At 67.8% G+C, this 14,775-nt stretch carries 15 protein-coding genes; 10 read left to right on the forward strand and 5 right to left on the reverse strand.

The window, feature by feature from the left end; all coding sequences use genetic code 11:
- Positions 1 to 100: 100 nt before the first annotated feature.
- Positions 101 to 292 carry an excalibur calcium-binding domain-containing protein gene (locus CEX87_RS02565; RefSeq protein ID WP_064394309.1) on the reverse strand — a complete coding sequence of 64 codons (192 nt, stop codon included), beginning with the start codon at positions 290 to 292 and terminating at the stop codon, positions 101 to 103.
- Positions 293 to 612: 320 nt separating this feature from the next.
- Between CEX87_RS02565 and rplM the strand changes: the two genes are divergently transcribed.
- From rplM to CEX87_RS02595, 6 genes are all read left to right on the forward strand, one after another.
- Positions 613 to 1,056, forward strand: a complete 444-nt coding sequence (gene rplM, locus CEX87_RS02570; RefSeq protein WP_064394308.1) for a 50S ribosomal protein L13 — start codon at positions 613 to 615, stop codon at positions 1,054 to 1,056.
- Entirely contained in the window at positions 1,053 to 1,529 is a 477-nt protein-coding gene (gene rpsI, locus CEX87_RS02575; RefSeq protein WP_082694890.1) for a 30S ribosomal protein S9, read from the forward strand. The genes rplM and rpsI overlap by 4 nt, the downstream gene beginning before the upstream one ends.
- Before the next feature lie 619 nt (positions 1,530 to 2,148).
- Entirely contained in the window at positions 2,149 to 2,847 is a 699-nt protein-coding gene (locus tag CEX87_RS27320) for a hypothetical protein (RefSeq protein WP_198957139.1), read from the forward strand.
- A gap of 144 nt (positions 2,848 to 2,991) precedes the next feature.
- On the forward strand, positions 2,992 to 4,329 hold the full coding sequence (glmM, locus tag CEX87_RS02585; RefSeq protein ID WP_064394307.1) for a phosphoglucosamine mutase: 1,338 nt from the start codon (positions 2,992 to 2,994) through the stop codon (positions 4,327 to 4,329).
- Positions 4,330 to 4,411: 82 nt separating this feature from the next.
- Positions 4,412 to 4,675, forward strand: coding sequence for a type VII secretion target (locus tag CEX87_RS02590; protein ID WP_318258887.1), 264 nt, complete (start codon positions 4,412 to 4,414; stop codon positions 4,673 to 4,675).
- Entirely contained in the window at positions 4,647 to 6,095 is a 1,449-nt protein-coding gene (locus CEX87_RS02595) for a hypothetical protein (RefSeq protein WP_233151255.1), read from the forward strand. The genes CEX87_RS02590 and CEX87_RS02595 overlap by 29 nt, the downstream gene beginning before the upstream one ends.
- 7 nt (positions 6,096 to 6,102) lie before the next feature.
- Here CEX87_RS02595 and CEX87_RS02600 read toward each other — a convergent pair whose 3' ends face one another.
- On the reverse strand, positions 6,103 to 6,312 hold the full coding sequence (locus CEX87_RS02600; RefSeq protein ID WP_094285868.1) for a hypothetical protein: 210 nt from the start codon (positions 6,310 to 6,312) through the stop codon (positions 6,103 to 6,105).
- 197 nt (positions 6,313 to 6,509) lie between these two features.
- On the opposite strand from CEX87_RS02600, the gene CEX87_RS02605 reads away from it, so the two are divergent.
- On the forward strand, positions 6,510 to 7,076 hold the full coding sequence (locus CEX87_RS02605; protein ID WP_064394304.1) for a diacylglycerol-binding protein: 567 nt from the start codon (positions 6,510 to 6,512) through the stop codon (positions 7,074 to 7,076).
- On the opposite strand, the gene CEX87_RS02610 is transcribed toward CEX87_RS02605, so the two are convergent.
- The 3 genes from CEX87_RS02610 to CEX87_RS02620 form a co-directional block, all read right to left on the reverse strand.
- Positions 7,073 to 8,359 carry a DEAD/DEAH box helicase gene (locus CEX87_RS02610; protein ID WP_094285870.1) on the reverse strand — a complete coding sequence of 429 codons (1,287 nt, stop codon included), beginning with the start codon at positions 8,357 to 8,359 and terminating at the stop codon, positions 7,073 to 7,075. The two genes, CEX87_RS02605 and CEX87_RS02610, sit on opposite strands and share 4 nt — an antisense overlap.
- A 201-nt stretch (positions 8,360 to 8,560) precedes the next feature.
- Complete coding sequence (locus CEX87_RS02615; RefSeq protein WP_094285872.1) at positions 8,561 to 9,613, reverse strand: LLM class F420-dependent oxidoreductase; 1,053 nt, start codon at positions 9,611 to 9,613, stop codon at positions 8,561 to 8,563.
- Between the two features lie 37 nt (positions 9,614 to 9,650).
- Positions 9,651 to 10,496, reverse strand: a complete 846-nt coding sequence (locus CEX87_RS02620; RefSeq protein WP_094285874.1) for a dienelactone hydrolase family protein — start codon at positions 10,494 to 10,496, stop codon at positions 9,651 to 9,653.
- 55 nt (positions 10,497 to 10,551) lie between these two features.
- Here CEX87_RS02620 and glmS point away from each other — a divergent pair, with 55 nt between their 5' ends.
- From glmS to CEX87_RS02635, 3 genes are read left to right on the forward strand one after another with little or no spacing between them, the layout of a single operon-like run.
- Positions 10,552 to 12,420, forward strand: a complete 1,869-nt coding sequence (gene glmS, locus CEX87_RS02625) for a glutamine--fructose-6-phosphate transaminase (isomerizing) (RefSeq protein WP_094285876.1) — start codon at positions 10,552 to 10,554, stop codon at positions 12,418 to 12,420.
- The gene (locus CEX87_RS02630) at positions 12,420 to 13,313 is read left to right on the forward strand and encodes an alpha/beta fold hydrolase (protein WP_233151257.1); all 894 of its coding nucleotides are present in this window, start codon (positions 12,420 to 12,422) and stop codon (positions 13,311 to 13,313) included. The genes glmS and CEX87_RS02630 overlap by 1 nt, the downstream gene beginning before the upstream one ends.
- Before the next feature lie 36 nt (positions 13,314 to 13,349).
- Positions 13,350 to 14,771: an NAD(P)H-hydrate dehydratase gene (locus tag CEX87_RS02635; RefSeq protein WP_094285878.1), complete on the forward strand. Its 1,422-nt coding sequence runs from the start codon at positions 13,350 to 13,352 to the stop codon at positions 14,769 to 14,771.
- Positions 14,772 to 14,775: the final 4 nt, after the last annotated feature.

Raw genomic sequence — 14,775 nt, forward strand, 5'->3', positions numbered from 1 at the left:
GAAAGAGACTCGTGCGGTCCGACTGGAGGGGAGCCAGGCGACCGCACGGTGAGCGCCACCGTGGTCGAGGAGAGCGGCCACGGTGGCGCAACACCGTCGACTACTCGCAGGCGATGCCGTCGCCGTCGCGGTCCAGGTGCTCGGCGTAGCCGTCCTGACCCTGCAGGATCGGTGTCACGCCGGCCTCGCGCGCAGCGGAGCAGTTCTTGTAGTACGTGTCCGCGGACGCGGTGGCGGCGCCTGCGGCGGTTGCCGCGACCACGAATGCGGCAACGATCAAGCCACGAATCATTTTCACTCCATTGAGATCTTGTGTTTCCGGATGCGAGACAGCCGGTTTGCTGTAACCCCCGCGACGACGCGAAGGGCCAGGAAACGAAAATGAATCAGGGGTTTCCCTATGTTTCGTCACGGCTTTGGGTCCCAACCTCGGAGTTCGGGCCGATGCACCGTTTTGACCTGCGGCGAAGCGCCCGGGTAAGCTGCCTCGTTGGCGTGCGGTAAGCACGGGTCCTCGGGTCAACGTCGGTCGCCGAGATCAACCCCACCGGATGCGCCTGACCGGCCCCCGGGCCACCGGGACAGGAAACCCGATAGAGGAGAGGTAGCGCTGTGCCTACGTACACGCCGAAGGCGGGTGACACCACACGTTCGTGGTACGTCATCGACGCCACCGACGTGGTGCTCGGCCGGCTCGCCGTTGCAGCAGCCAATCTGCTGCGCGGCAAGCACAAGCCGACATACACGCCGAATGTCGATGGTGGCGATTTCGTCATCATCATCAACGCCGAGAAGATCGCCATCGCCGGTAACAAGGCGGACCGCACGTTTTTCTACCGCCACTCGGGTTACCCCGGCGGTCTGCGCAAGCGCTCGCTCGGTGAGGAGATGGAAAAGCACGCCGACCGCGTCGTCGAGCGGGCGATCCTCGGCATGATCCCCCACACCAAGCTGGGCCGTCAGGTGAAGAAGAAGCTGCGCGTCTATGTCGGGCCGGAGCATCCGCACACCGCCCAGCAGCCCATTCCGTACGAGATCAAGCAGGTGGCGCAGTGACTCAGCCAGTTGAGACGACCGATGAAAGCACTGATGCCGTGACCGAGGCCGCCGCTGAGGCGACGCCCCGCGAGCCCGTCTTCATCGACCGCCCCATCCAGACCGTCGGCCGTCGCAAAGAAGCCGTCGTCCGGGTTCGCCTGGTTCCGGGGACAGGCCAGTTCAACCTCGACGGCCGCAGCCTCGAGGACTACTTTCCGAACAAGGTCCACCAGCAGCTCATCAAGGCTCCGCTGGTCACCGTCGATCGGCTGGAGAGCTTCGACATCTACGCCCACCTCGACGGTGGCGGCCCCTCCGGTCAGGCAGGCGCGTTGCGTCTGGCGATCGCCAGGGCCCTGATTCTGGTGCAGCCCGAGGACCGGCCGGCACTGAAAAAGGCCGGCTTCCTGACCCGCGACCCGCGCGCCATCGAGCGCAAGAAGTACGGCCTGAAGAAGGCCCGTAAGGCGCCCCAGTACAGCAAGCGCTGATCGATTCGCAGAAACCGCCGGATGTGCGCCGCACACCGGCGGTTTTTGTATTCAGACCACCGACACCGAGGGCACCGAGAAGACGGCGTGTACGAACAACCTCGGCACCGTCACGATCCAGCAGAACGGCCCCAGCCACTCGGAGAACGCGCCGGGCCAGGCCGAGCAGCAGGAGGCAACCCCGACGTCCGAGGCACCGACGACCTCGCCGACGGCCCCGGCCGCTGAGAACAGCGGCAGCTAAGAGCGCACCCTCACCCCCGCATCCGACCGGATGCGGGCGGTGAGTCGTTTCGGGATGCCAATCGGCGTGCACCGGCGACCCAATTTTTTTGCTGTGTCGGTAAACCTTTGCGAGAGCGCCTACATGTGCTCGGTCGTGGGACAAGCGTCAATCTATTGACGGCGCAGCTAATTAGGCTGCTTCGCTTAACTTACGGAGCCGAAAATTTTTTCGGGTATTGCCGTTTAGCTTGCTGTCCACGAGTTAACCACCGCGGTGGGAGCACGGATGCTACGCAGGGCGGTCAGTTGCCGCCACCGGCGTGATGTCAGGAGCAGTCGGGGGCCGGGTCGGGGAGCCGGGTCGCTGCTTCCTGAACCAAAGAATGGAGTGATCATGAAAACTCACATCACGCGTTTGCTCACCGTTTTGGTGAGCGCCGCAATGTTGGTGCTGGTGGGGGGGTTGACCGGCAGCGGAACTGCTGCGGCGCAGCCGCCGGGCGTGGGTAAGAAGAACGTCGTCCAGGTGCAGGGGACCGGCCCGGACGGGACCAAGTTCAATGGGCAGTTCGTAGCCACCGCCGCCAAGGAAGTCACCCAACAAGACGGACCGGCCACGGCCGACGAAAACGGGGCGACCTCGTCGAACACCGGCATCGCGTTGACTGGTCAGCTGATCGGCAAGCTGGTCTCGCCCGGGCAACCGCAACCGGGAAATCAACCGGGTGACCGGGGCGCCGCCCAAGATGTGAACATCTCGAATTTCTCGATGCCCGTTAACGAGATCTCGGCACCTGGCGCAGAAGCGCAGCCGTCATCGGCGACGACCGGAAATGGCCAGGACCAGGTCCGCTTCGCGAGCCAGCAGGCCGTCTGTGATGTGCTCAACCTGGTGCTGGGGCCCCTGCACCTTGAGTTGCTCGGCCTGATCGTGGACTTGAACCAGGTGGTTCTCAACATCACCGCGGATCCGGGTGGCGGTCTGCTCGGCTCGCTGCTGTGCTCGTTGGCCGGTGGACTGCCCGTGCCGCCGAACCCGCTGCAGCCGATCATCGACCTGCTGAATCAGATTCTCGGCATCCTCGGAGGCTGACCCTCAGAACCCGATCGGTGGCTCACCGCCCGCATCGCCCCGGATGCGGGCGGTGAGTCGCGTCTGGGTACCGATTCGGCGACGGCACGGCCGGCGACAGGCGCGGTTGGCCCTGAAGCGGCCAATTATGAGAAGTTTGTCGGCATGGCTCGACTGTTCGGCACCGACGGAGTGCGCGGCGTCGCCAACCAGGATCTGACCGCCGAACTGGCTCTGGCCCTCGGTTCGGCGGCGGCGCAACGGTTGGCCACCGCCGGTGGGCACGCCAGGCGGGTGGCCGTCGTCGGCCGCGACCCGCGGGCCAGCGGTGAAATGCTCGAGGCCGCCGTCATCGCGGGACTGACCAGCGAAGGCGTCGATGCGCTGCGCGTCGGGGTACTGCCGACCCCGGCTGTCGCATATCTGACCAGCGCTTACGACGCGGACTTCGGCGTCATGATCAGCGCTTCGCACAACCCGATGCCCGACAACGGCATCAAGATCTTCGGCCCCGGCGGCCACAAGCTGGACGACGCCACCGAGGACCGGATCGAGGAACTGGTGCACCAGGGGCCCGGAAACCGGCCCACTGGCGCCCGGATCGGTCGGGTGGTGGACGCCGCGGACGCCCTCGACCGGTATCTGCGGCATGTCAGCAAGGCCGTGACGACCAGGTTGGACCAGCTCACCGTCGTCGTCGACTGCGCTAACGGTGCCGCCTGGGCAGCCGCGCCACAGGCCTACCGCGCCGCGGGCGCCAACGTCATCACGATCAATGCCGACCCCGACGGGCTGAACATCAACGAGCGCTGCGGCTCGACGCACATGGAGATCCTGCGATCCGCCGTGGTGTCGTATGGAGCCGACCTGGGCCTCGCGCACGACGGTGACGCTGACCGGTGCCTCGCCGTCGACGCGCATGGGCGCGTGATCGACGGCGACGCGATCATGGTCATCCTCGCCCTCGCCATGCAGGAGAGTGGGGAGCTGGCGTCGAACACCTTGGTGGCGACGGTGATGAGCAACCTCGGCCTGCACCTGGCGATGCGCACGGCCGGGGTCGAGGTACGCACGACGAGCGTGGGGGACCGTTATGTCCTCGAGGAACTGCGCGCCGGAGGATATTCGCTCGGCGGTGAACAGTCGGGCCACATCGTGATGCCGGCGTGGGGCACGACCGGCGACGGCATCGTCACCGGGTTGCGGTTGATGTCGCGGATGGCGCAGACGCGCACCCCGCTCGCAGCGCTCGCCGAGCCGATGCGCACGCTGCCTCAGGTTCTGATCAACGTCGCGGTTGCGGACAAGGCGACCGTCGCCGACGCGCCGTCTGTCCGCACCGCCGTTGCCGAGGTGGAAGCCGAACTCGGCGACACTGGTCGAATCCTGCTGCGCCCGTCGGGAACCGAGCAAGTCGTGCGGGTGATGGTGGAAGCGGCCGACGAAGACACCGCGCGGCAGTTGGCCGTGCGGGTGGCCGAGCAGGTCAGCGCGCAACGCTGAGGGTGGAACCGGTCGCGGTCGCCGCGCGTCCAACCCATACATGGGAGGAACGGACGCGGCTCGCGTCGATACCACCACCTTATTGAGCGTCGCACGGCAGTACCAGGGCGCGGCCGACGCCCTCGACGCCGCCATGCGAACACATCTGAGTGGCCTGGTGTTCGACGGCGCGGGCGCAGGCCGATCGTATGCCGCGGGGGGCGACGCGGTGCGGTCGGCGGTCGACGACGTGGTGAATCAGTTGCGGCGATGGTCACGTGCCTCGGCCGAGATCGCCATCGCGCTTGGTACCTGCATCGACCGGTACGCCGAAGCCGATGCGCGCGCTGCCGACCGGTTGGGCTGACATGGGCGAAACCTTCGATGCTGCGGCACGATTGGCCGATGGCACCCCCGGCGTCGGCGATGTCACGCAGTACGTCCTGGCATGCCAGAGCCTGGGCTACCGACATCCAGACCTGACGACGCATCCCGGGCAACTACACGATTGGTATGCCGCCGAGACCGGTATGGACCTGAATGCTCTCGAAACCGACTGTGCCGCATTGCAAGCCGCCGCGACGGCGGCCGAGGATGTGCTCGCACGCCAAGAAGCTCAGCTGGCCGCGCTGACGGACGCGTGGCAGGGTCTGGGCGCGAACGCCTCGCGAGAGTTCCTGCGCAGCCATGCCGAAGCGGCGACGGTCGCTGCGACGGCCGTCCGCACCGCGGCAGTCGCACTGGCCGATCTGCGTGAGCGGCTGTGGCGGGCGGTGGACGACAAAGTGTCGAAGGTGCTGGCCATCGGCGACGGCGTGCGCGCCAGACGCGCGGACTGGTTGGCGGCAGCGCACAGCGTCACCACGGGGGTTGGCGATCGGGCGGTCGCCAGTGAGTTGGTCGACCAGGAGGTGAAGCCGTTCGTGGACACGGTGATCGGCGGCGAGTGGCTCGAGGCAATGCGGGCGGCCACCGACGCGATCAATGCGGCTTACGAGGCCGTGGCGGCGGAACTCGCATCCGAGGCGGGCGCGACGTTCGAGATCCCCGGTGACCTCGGACCGGTGTGGACGCCGTCGACGGCGGGCGTCGGCGAGACCCCGGCGGCGGGTGTCGGCGAAACCGCCACGCGAAGCGTCCCGGCAACCCCAGGGGCGGTCGTTGCGGCAAACCCGACTCCACCGGCTCCCGTCGTGCCGGCCGGATGGGGCGCATCCGTGGCGAGTCCACCCCTTGCGCCGGCGCCACCCGCGCCGCCGCTGCCGATCGAACCTCCGGTCCCGCAGCCGGCGACCGCTTCGCCGATGCCCTCACTCGGCGGAGGGATGCCCGACTTCGGAGGCGGCCTAACGAGTTTCGGTCAGCAATTGGGAGACATGCTCGGCGGGTTGCTGGGCGACGGTGCGCTCGATGCCGCCGTCGACGACGGGGAGCCGGCGGGCCTGCCCGAAGAGGATCTCGGCGAAATCGACAACAGTGAAACGACAGAGACTGACGAGGCGTCAGAGGCGAGGGAGGCTGGCGAGGACAGCGATGACGCCGCGGCCGTGCCCGGCGAAGTCACCGAACCCGCGGTCGCCGAGCCGATGTGTCAACCCGAGCCGCCACCGAATTCCGATACCGCACCTCCCGAGGAGCCGGCCGCGACGGTGCCTCCAGAACCGCCGACCGTGACTGAAGAACCGCCGGCGGTGACGCCCGAGCCGTTGGTGGCGCCGCCGAAGCCACCGGACGCCGGCACCCCGTGCGAGATCGCCGCCGATGAACTACCGCAGGTCGGCGAATGAGCGACGGTTACGAACCGTAACCGAGGTCGGGGCCGTTGACCAGCAGCCGGACGCACTCGGCGGCGATCAATCGACTCCGGTGGTTCGTACCGCAGTGGTCGCACCAGAAATGGACGGCCCCGCTGTCGATCTCGTGACGCACGTCGCCCCTGGGCGTCATGGAGGTGCGCACACAGCGCTCGGACGTGATGGACGGTGGGTAGGTGATGGTTCCCATTGCCGCACCCCCTTCAGGAGTGAAACCCGGATACCCAAGACTGCATGACGATCACCACATTTGTGGTCACGGTTGGGTAACCAAATTGATGACAATCCGGCGTTGCCGCAACGGAGAGGCGGTCCAGCTACTACTGAAAGTTTGCTGGGCTGAGCAACTTTCGGCGCTGCAGACGAGTGCGCTGTAGCGTCCCTCTGGTGAAGTTGCGGCCGCGGGAGCTTTTGTTCTTCCTCATCCTGGGCGCGGGGGCGTCGCTCGTCGGCGACCACAGCCATGTCGTCACCGGCACCACCGAGTACTTCACCGATGCGGTGCCGTTCGTGTTCAGCAGCCCGATCTGGTTCCCGGTGCTCGTCGCGCTGGCAACGGTGTCACTGGCCGAACTTCGGCTGCGCCTACCGTCGCCGCGCGCCGACGTCACGGCGCGTCAAGGTCTCGCTGGTGTGGCCGCGGTGCTGGGCATCTACGTCACGACCGCACTGATCCACACCGCGCCCGTCGTTCCCGCGACCGCACTGATCGTCACGCTCGCGACCATCACCTGGTGTGCGCTGGGCGACGGTCCGTCGATCGTCGGCGGCTTACTGGCCGCGGTCATCGGCCCCGTGGTCGAGATCGTGATCGCCAAAGCGGGCCTGTTCGCGTATCACGACGCCTGTGACGGTCTGTTCGGCGTCGCGCCGTGGCTGGTGCCGCTGTACTTCGCGTTCGGTGTGGTGGTCTCGTTACTGGCCGAGATCGCGGCCAGGAACTCGCCGCGCTAGGCGCGTGCCGGACGCCGCGACCGCGTCGGGCGCCGACGCCGTTGCTGGTGGCCCCTGGCCGACGACGGCTGGTGCGGCCGCGTGGGTTCGGGCCTGCTGGCCACGATCGGATCACCGAATGTCCGCTCGCCCGGGGCGATTTCGCTCAGGACCGGATGCGACGAGCCGCTGAAGCGGGTGATCGTCGGCTTCACGCCGGCCTTGCGGGTCAGCTGTCGCACGTCGGACACCTGTTCGTCGAGCATCAACGTCACCACGGTGCCGTCGGCCCCCGCGCGCGCCGTGCGGCCCGACCGGTGCAGGTACGCCTTGTGTTCGACGGGCGGGTCGGCGTGCACGACAAGGCTCACGTCGTCGACGTGGATCCCGCGCGCGGCGATGTCGGTAGCGACCATCACGGTTGCCGAGCCGTCGGAGAATGCGGCGAGATTGCGGGTGCGCGCGTTCTGGGACAGGTTGCCGTGTAATTCCACTGCCGACACACCGCGCGAGTTCAGCTGTCGGGCAAGGTTCTTCGCGCCGTGCTTGGTGCGCGCGAACACGATGGTCCGGCCGGGCGATGCGGCCAGGTCGGCCAACACACCGAGGCGGGCGGCCTTGTCGACGTGCAGCACATGGTGTTCCATCGCGGTCACCGGCGATTGCTCCGAATCGACACTGTGCACAACGGGATCGGTCAGGTACCGCTTCACCAGCACATCGACGCCGCCGTCGAGGGTGGCCGAGAACAGCATGCGCTGCCCGTTGCGAGGAGTCTTGTCCAGCAGGCGTTTCACCGGGGGAAGGAAGCCGAGGTCGGCCATGTGGTCGGCCTCGTCCAGCACGGTGATCTCGACGCCCGACAGGTCGGCATGGCGCGATTTGACGTGATCTTCGAGCCTGCCCGGGCAGGCGATGACAATGTCGACGCCTTGACGCAGCGCCTGGATCTGCGGGTTGGGACCCACACCACCGATGATCGTCACCGAGCGCATGTTGGTGGCCGCCGCCAACGGTGCCAGCGACGCGCTGATCTGGGCAGCCAGCTCGCGCGTCGGCGCGAGGATGAGGGCACGCGGGCGGCCGGGCACGCGTTTGGCCGGGCTCGCAGTGAGTCTGGTCACCACAGGCAGCAGGAAGGCGTAGGTCTTCCCGGATCCGGTGCGGCCGCGGCCGAGGACATCGCGACCGGCCAGTGAGTCGGGCAGCGTCGCCGCCTGGATCGGGAAGGGTGACTCGACGCCGTCGGCGGCGAGAGTGTCGACGACGGCCTTCGGCAGGCCGAGGTCGGCGAAAGTGGGCACGGTTGTGCCACTGGGGATTTGCACAGACAAGTGGAAACTCCGAAAGTTCAGTGTGGTCGTCCTGCCCGGCGCGGATGATCCGCGGCGCTCGGTGTGACGATCGAACGGGGTCGATTATCGCCTTCGGCGATGCGGCAAAAGGCAGAACAGAAGATGCCGCTGTGCCCACTGTACAGGGGCAGCGGCGATCGGCGTAATCGGCTAAGGCAGCAAGCCGTGCAGTTCCTCGACGAATCCGACGATTTCACTGCCGTCGACGGAAAGCGGCTGCAGCAGAAGCGTCGTCGCACCGGCTTCGGCGAATGCGGCCAGTCGCTCCTTGACGTACCCACGAGGTCCGACCAGTGACACGCTGCGCACCAGTTCGTCCGGCACCGCCGCGATCGCCTCGGTCTTCTTGCCCGCAAGGTAGAGGTCCTGGATGGTGTTGGCGACCTCGCCGTACCCGTAGCGGGTGGCCAGGTTGTGGTAGAAGTTGCGGCCGCGCGCGCCCATACCGCCGAGGTACAACGCCAACTGCGGCTTCACCCAGGACAGCCGGTCATCGACGTCCTCGCCGATGGCCAGGGGAGCGCTGACCATGACGTCGAGTGGGCCCAACGAGGGGTCACGTTTGGCGAACCCGGCGCGCAGCGCCTCACCCCACACGGCGTCGGCCTGCTCAGGGTAGAAGAACACCGGCTGCCACCCCTCGGCGATCTCCGCGGTGAGTTCGACGTTCTTCGGCCCCAGCGCGGCGATCGTGATCGGAATACGTTCGCGCACAGGGTGATTGATCAACTGCAACGGCTTGCCCAGCCCCGTGCCCCGTGCTCCGGGTCCCTCGCTGGGCAGCGGAATCTGATAGTGCTTTCCGTCGAACTGCACGCGTTCGCGGCGCCATACCTGCCTGCAGATCTCCACCACTTCTCGCGTGCGTCCCAGCGGCGCGTCGAACGGCACGCCATGGAAGCCCTCCATCACCTGTGGGCCGGACGTACCGATGCCGAGCCGGAAACGGCCGCCGGAGACATAGTCGAGACCCGCGGCCGTCATCCCCAACAACGTCGGCGTGCGGATGTAGATCGGCACCACGCCTGTCCCGAGTTCCATGCGCGTCGTCCTGGCCGCCAGGAAACCGAGCTGGCTGATCGCGTCGTAGGAGTACGCCTCGGCCACCAAGGCGAGATCGACGCCGACCTTCTCGAGCTCGACGACCTGATCGACGGCCTGGAGAAACCCGTCGGTGTAGTTGAGGAAGATCCCGGTGCGCATCATCGAGTTATACACCCAACCGGTTGGTTGGTCACCCTCAGGGCTTCAGCAGCGCGACGACCTTGTTCTCCAGGTCCACCGGGTCTTCGGCGAACGGGTCGACGTTCGGGGCCTTCGGCAGGGCGATGTCGGGATCGGCGAAGTCGCGGTAGGTCTTGTCGCCGGTCAGGGTGTGCAGCAGGTAGCCGGTGATCAGCGCCCGCACCACCTTCTGGGTGCTGCGGTCGGCTCCTGGCAGGCCGACGGCGCGGGCCAGCCGACGGCCCTCGATCAGCCCGCCCGGCTTGGCCCCGTTGACCGTGCGCAGCGTGGCTTTGTTCCACGTCCGGGCCAGCTCGACCGCATTGGAGCGCAGCGTCATCGGGTCACCCGGACCACTGAGCACCAGGCCGGGTACCTCCAGCGCCGCCGCGGGCTCCTCGGCGGGTGGCGAGGTGACTGTGGGGAAAATCGCAACGACGGCTTTCGGCTTGACCGGCATCCCCGCCGCGGTGAACACGGCTGCGGACCCGCCGAACCCGTGCCCGACCACGCCGAGCTTGTTGGGATGCACGCTGATCTCTCCCGCTCCCAGCCGGACCCCGGTGATGATGTCGAGCGTCGTGCCCAGGTCATAGGCGAAGTTCAGCGCCGACGGCGCCAAACCCGTCTCGGTCGCCGGCGCCGCCGCGACGATGCCCCAGGACGCCAGATGCTCCAGCGTGCCGGAATAGCGGTCGGCTGTGGCGAGCCAATCGTGGCCGAACGCCACGCCGGGCAGGCTGAAACCGGAATCGGGGGTGAACACGACACCGGGAAGCCCGGCGAAGGCCAGGTCACCTCGCAGAACGCGGTGCGGACCGCGGCGGGTCAGGGCCTTGAAGAGCTTCTTCGTACTGGCCACCAGACGACCGTAGCCGACGGGGTTGTGAGCTGCTCTTGCACTACCCTGAATGGCTATGTGTGGAATCGTCGGCTATGTCGGGCAGCGTCCTGCCTGCGACATCGTCGTCGACGCGCTGCGCCGGATGGAGTACCGAGGCTACGACTCGTCGGGTGTGGCTCTGCTGGACGGACGCGGCGGGCTCACGGTCCGCCGCCGGGCCGGGCGACTGGCCAACCTGGAAGCCGCGCTGGCCGACGCCGACGCGTCCAGCCTCGGGGGCAACACCGGCCTGGGGCATACCCGGTGGGCCACCCACGGCAGACCCACAGACCGCAACGCCCACCCGCACCGCGACGCCGCGGGCAAGATCGTCGTCGTCCACAACGGGATCATCGAGAACTACGCCGCCTTGCGGGCCGAACTCGAGAAGACCGGGGTGGAGTTCGCCAGCGACACCGACACCGAGGTCGCGGTGCACTTGGTCTCCTGGCAGTTCCACCACGGCCCCACCGCCGGAGATTTCCCCGCGTCCGTGCTCGCGGTGCTGCGGCGCCTCGAAGGGCACTTCACGCTGGTGTTCGCCAACGCCGACGATCCGGGCACGATCGTGGCGGCGCGCCGCTCCACGCCCCTGGTGGTCGGCGTCGGTGACGGCGAGATGTTCGTCGGTTCGGACGTCGCCGCGTTCATCGAGCACACCCGCGACGCGGTGGAGCTTGGCCAGGATCAGGCAGTGGTCGTGACCGCTGACGGATATCGCATCACCGACTTCCACGGTGTGGACGACGGTGCGAACGCGCGGTCGTTCCATATCGACTGGGACATGTCGGCTGCCGAAAAGGGCGGCTACGAGTACTTCATGCTCAAAGAGATCGCCGAGCAGCCGGCTGCGGTTTCCGACACGCTGTTGGGCCACTTCGTCGACAACCGCATCGTCCTGGACGAGCAGCGGTTGTCCGATCAGGAACTGCGTGAGGTCGACAAGGTCTTCGTGGTGGCATGCGGCACCGCTTACCACTCCGGGTTGCTGGCCAAGTACGCGATCGAGCACTGGACGAGGCTGCCCGTCGAGGCCGAGCTCGCCAGCGAATTCCGTTACCGCGACCCGGTTCTGGACAGCCATACCTTGGTGGTGGCGATCTCGCAGTCCGGCGAGACCGCCGACACCCTGGAGGCGGTGCGGCACGCCAAGGAGCAGAAGGCCAAGGTGCTGGCGATCTGTAACACCAACGGCAGCCAGATCCCGCGCGAATGCGATGCGGTGCTCTACACCCGTGCCGGACCCGAGATCGGGGTGGCGTCGACAAAGACGTTCCTCGCCCAGATCGCGGCCAATTACCTTGTCGGGCTTGCGCTCGCGCAGGCGCGCGGCACGAAGTACCCCGACGAGGTGGAGCGCGAGTACCGCGAGCTGGAGGCCATGCCCGAGCTGGTCGCGCGGGTGCTGGAGATCGTCGAACCGGTCAGGGCGTTGGCCCACCGCTTCGCCCAGTCGCAGACGGTGCTGTTTCTCGGCAGGCACGTCGGTTACCCGGTCGCGCTCGAAGGTGCGCTCAAGCTCAAGGAGCTGGCGTACATGCACGCCGAAGGCTTCGCGGCGGGTGAGCTCAAACACGGTCCGATCGCGCTGATCGAGGACGACCTCCCGGTCATCGTCGTGATGCCTTCACTGAAGAACGCGCCGATGTTGCACGCCAAGCTGCTGTCGAACATCCGCGAGATCCAGGCGCGCGGCGCCATCACCATCGTGATCGCCGAAGAGGGCGACGACACGGTCCGCCCCTTCGCCGATCACCTGATCGAGATCCCGGCGGTGTCAACGCTTCTGCAGCCGCTGCTGTCGACGATCCCGCTGCAGGTGTTCGCCGCGGGGGTGGCGCAGGCGCGCGGCTATGACGTCGACAAGCCCCGTAACCTGGCCAAGTCCGTCACCGTCGAGTAGTGGCGGGCCGGGTCGGGAACTTCAAGGGCGATCGGGCTCGCCGCCACTTCCTCGAGGTCTACCGGACCGCGATGGCAGAGCTGCCCGAGGTCGCCGAATCACACGACGTTGCAACGTCATTCGGGTCCGTGCGGGTGTACCGGTTCGCCGGGCCGCCCGATCTGACGCCCGTCGTACTGCTCCCCGGTCGCAACGCTTCGGTCCCGATGTGGCGGGGCAACATCCCCCTGCTGCAACGGCATCGGCCGGTGATCGGGATCGACCTGCTCGGGGAGGCGGGGCTCTCCGTGCAGGAAAAACCGATCACCGGACCCGACGACGAGGCGCACTGGCTCGACGAGGCGTTCGCGGGCGCCGGGCTGGACCGAGTGCATCTGATGGGAGTGTCGATCGGTGGCTGGACGGCGGCCAACTACGCCGCCCGCCGCCCCGGCCGAGCCGCCTCGCTGGTGCTGCTCGATGCCGTGTTCACCTTTGCCCCGGTCGCAGTCAAGGCTGTACTGGCCTCGCCCGCGTTGTTCCTACCCGGTGTGCCCGAGAATTTGCGCAGGCGCGTGCTCCGCTGGATCTCCGGCGGCGCCGACATCGACGAGGCGGCAACCGAAGCGGCACTGATCTCCTCCGGCTCAACCGATTACACCGTGCGCAAGGCGATGCCGAAGATGATCACCGACGAACAGCTGGGCTCACTGGACATACCAGTGCTGGCCCTGATCGGGGGGCGCAGCGTGATGCACGATGCCGACCGGGCGGCGCAGCGGGCGCGGCGCCTGCTTCCGCGGGGCCAGGTCGAAGTGTGGCCCGGTGCCTCGCATGCGATCAACGGCGAGTACGCGGTCGAGATCACCGAACGGGCAGTCGATTTCTGGGCCGATGCAGACGGGCGAAACTGAGCCTCTCGGCACTGTTTGCCACTAACGTGAGCAGCGATGCGGCACTACTACACCGCGGACCAGATTCGCGAGGCTGAAGCGCCGCTATTGGCGTCCCTGCCCGACGGTGCCCTGATGCGCCGCGCCGCCAACGGTCTTGCCGTCGCGATCGCGCGCGAACTGGTGTTACGCACCGGCGGAGTCTCCGGGAGACGTATCTGCGCCGTGGTCGGTTCGGGCGACAACGGCGGCGACGCGCTGTGGGCGGCGACATTCCTCTGCCGGCGCGGCGCCGGTTCCGCCGCCATCTTGCTCAATCCGGACCGCACCCACCGCAAGGCGCTGGCAGCGTTCATCGCCGCCGGTGGGCGTGTCGTCGAATCGATTCCGGCGGGCACCGCTCTGGTGATCGACGGCGTGGTGGGGATCTCCGGGTCCGGGCCGCTGCGGCCGAACGCCGCCGAGGTGTTCGCCGCCGTCCACGAAGCGGGCGTTCCGGTGGTGGCCGTCGACATCCCCAGCGGCATGGATGTGCAGACCGGGGTCACCGAGGGGCCCCATGTGCGGGCCGCGTTGACCGTCACGTTCGGCGGTCTCAAACCCGTTCACGCACTGGGGGAATGCGGTCATGTCGAGTTGGTCGACATCGGGCTGCAGTTGCCGGCGTCCGACATGGTGTCGTTCGATGCCGCCGATGTAGCCGCTCGCTGGCCGGTGCCCGGCCCGACCGACGACAAATACACCCAGGGGGTCACGGGCATCCTGGCCGGCTCGGCCACCTACCCCGGCGCTGCGGTGTTGTGCACGGGTGCGGCCGTCGCGGCGACCTCGGGCATGGTCCGGTACGCCGGATCCGCCGGGCAGCAGGTTCTCTCGCAGTGGCCGGAGGTGATCGCCGCGCCGAACGCCAGCGCGTCGGGGCGGGTGCAGGCGTGGGCCGTGGGGCCCGGACTGGGGACCGATGACACCGGCGCGGCCGCCCTGTGGTTCGCGTTGGACAGCGGGCTGCCGGTGGTCGTCGACGCCGACGGGCTGACCATCCTGGCCGCCCATCCCGATCTCGTCGACGGTCGCGAGGCGGCGACGGTGTTGACGCCGCACGCGGGCGAGTTCGCGCGCCTTGCCGGTTCGCCGCCCGGCGACGATCGCGTCGGTGCCACCCGCAGGCTGGCCGACCGGCTCGGCGTCACCGTGCTGCTGAAGGGCAACGTGACGGTCATCGCCGAACCCGGCGGCCCGGTCTACCTGAACCCGGCGGGTCAATCGTGGGCCGCCACAGCGGGTTCCGGTGATGTGCTGACCGGCGTCATCGGCGCTTTGCTTGCCGCGGGTTTACCCGCCGGCGAGGCGGCCGCCGCTGGTGCGTTCGTCCACGCCCGCGCCGCGAACCTGGCCGCCTCCGACCCAGGACCGCATCCCGCCCCGACGTCGGCGTCGCGCATCCTAGCGCACGTCCGAACCGCCTTAGCCAGTCTGTAAGCCA

This window comes from Mycobacterium lehmannii (genome assembly GCF_002245535.1).
Classification (GTDB): Bacteria; Actinomycetota; Actinomycetes; order Mycobacteriales; family Mycobacteriaceae; genus Mycobacterium; species Mycobacterium lehmannii.

Excerpts from the sequence above, each read along its gene's own strand:
- CEX87_RS02565 (WP_064394309.1), bottom strand. The coding sequence starts at position 292 with ATGATTCGTGGCTTGATCGTTGCCGCATTCGTGGTCGCGGCAACCGCC.
- CEX87_RS27320 (WP_198957139.1), top strand. The coding sequence starts at position 2,149 with ATGAAAACTCACATCACGCGTTTGCTCACCGTTTTGGTGAGCGCCGCA.
- glmM (WP_064394307.1), top strand. The coding sequence starts at position 2,992 with ATGGCTCGACTGTTCGGCACCGACGGAGTGCGCGGCGTCGCCAACCAG.
- CEX87_RS02595 (WP_233151255.1), top strand. The coding sequence starts at position 4,647 with ATGCGCGCGCTGCCGACCGGTTGGGCTGACATGGGCGAAACCTTCGAT.
- CEX87_RS02600 (WP_094285868.1), bottom strand. The coding sequence starts at position 6,312 with ATGGGAACCATCACCTACCCACCGTCCATCACGTCCGAGCGCTGTGTG.
- CEX87_RS02615 (WP_094285872.1), bottom strand. The coding sequence starts at position 9,613 with ATGCGCACCGGGATCTTCCTCAACTACACCGACGGGTTTCTCCAGGCC.
- glmS (WP_094285876.1), top strand. The coding sequence starts at position 10,552 with ATGTGTGGAATCGTCGGCTATGTCGGGCAGCGTCCTGCCTGCGACATC.
- CEX87_RS02635 (WP_094285878.1), top strand. The coding sequence starts at position 13,350 with ATGCGGCACTACTACACCGCGGACCAGATTCGCGAGGCTGAAGCGCCG.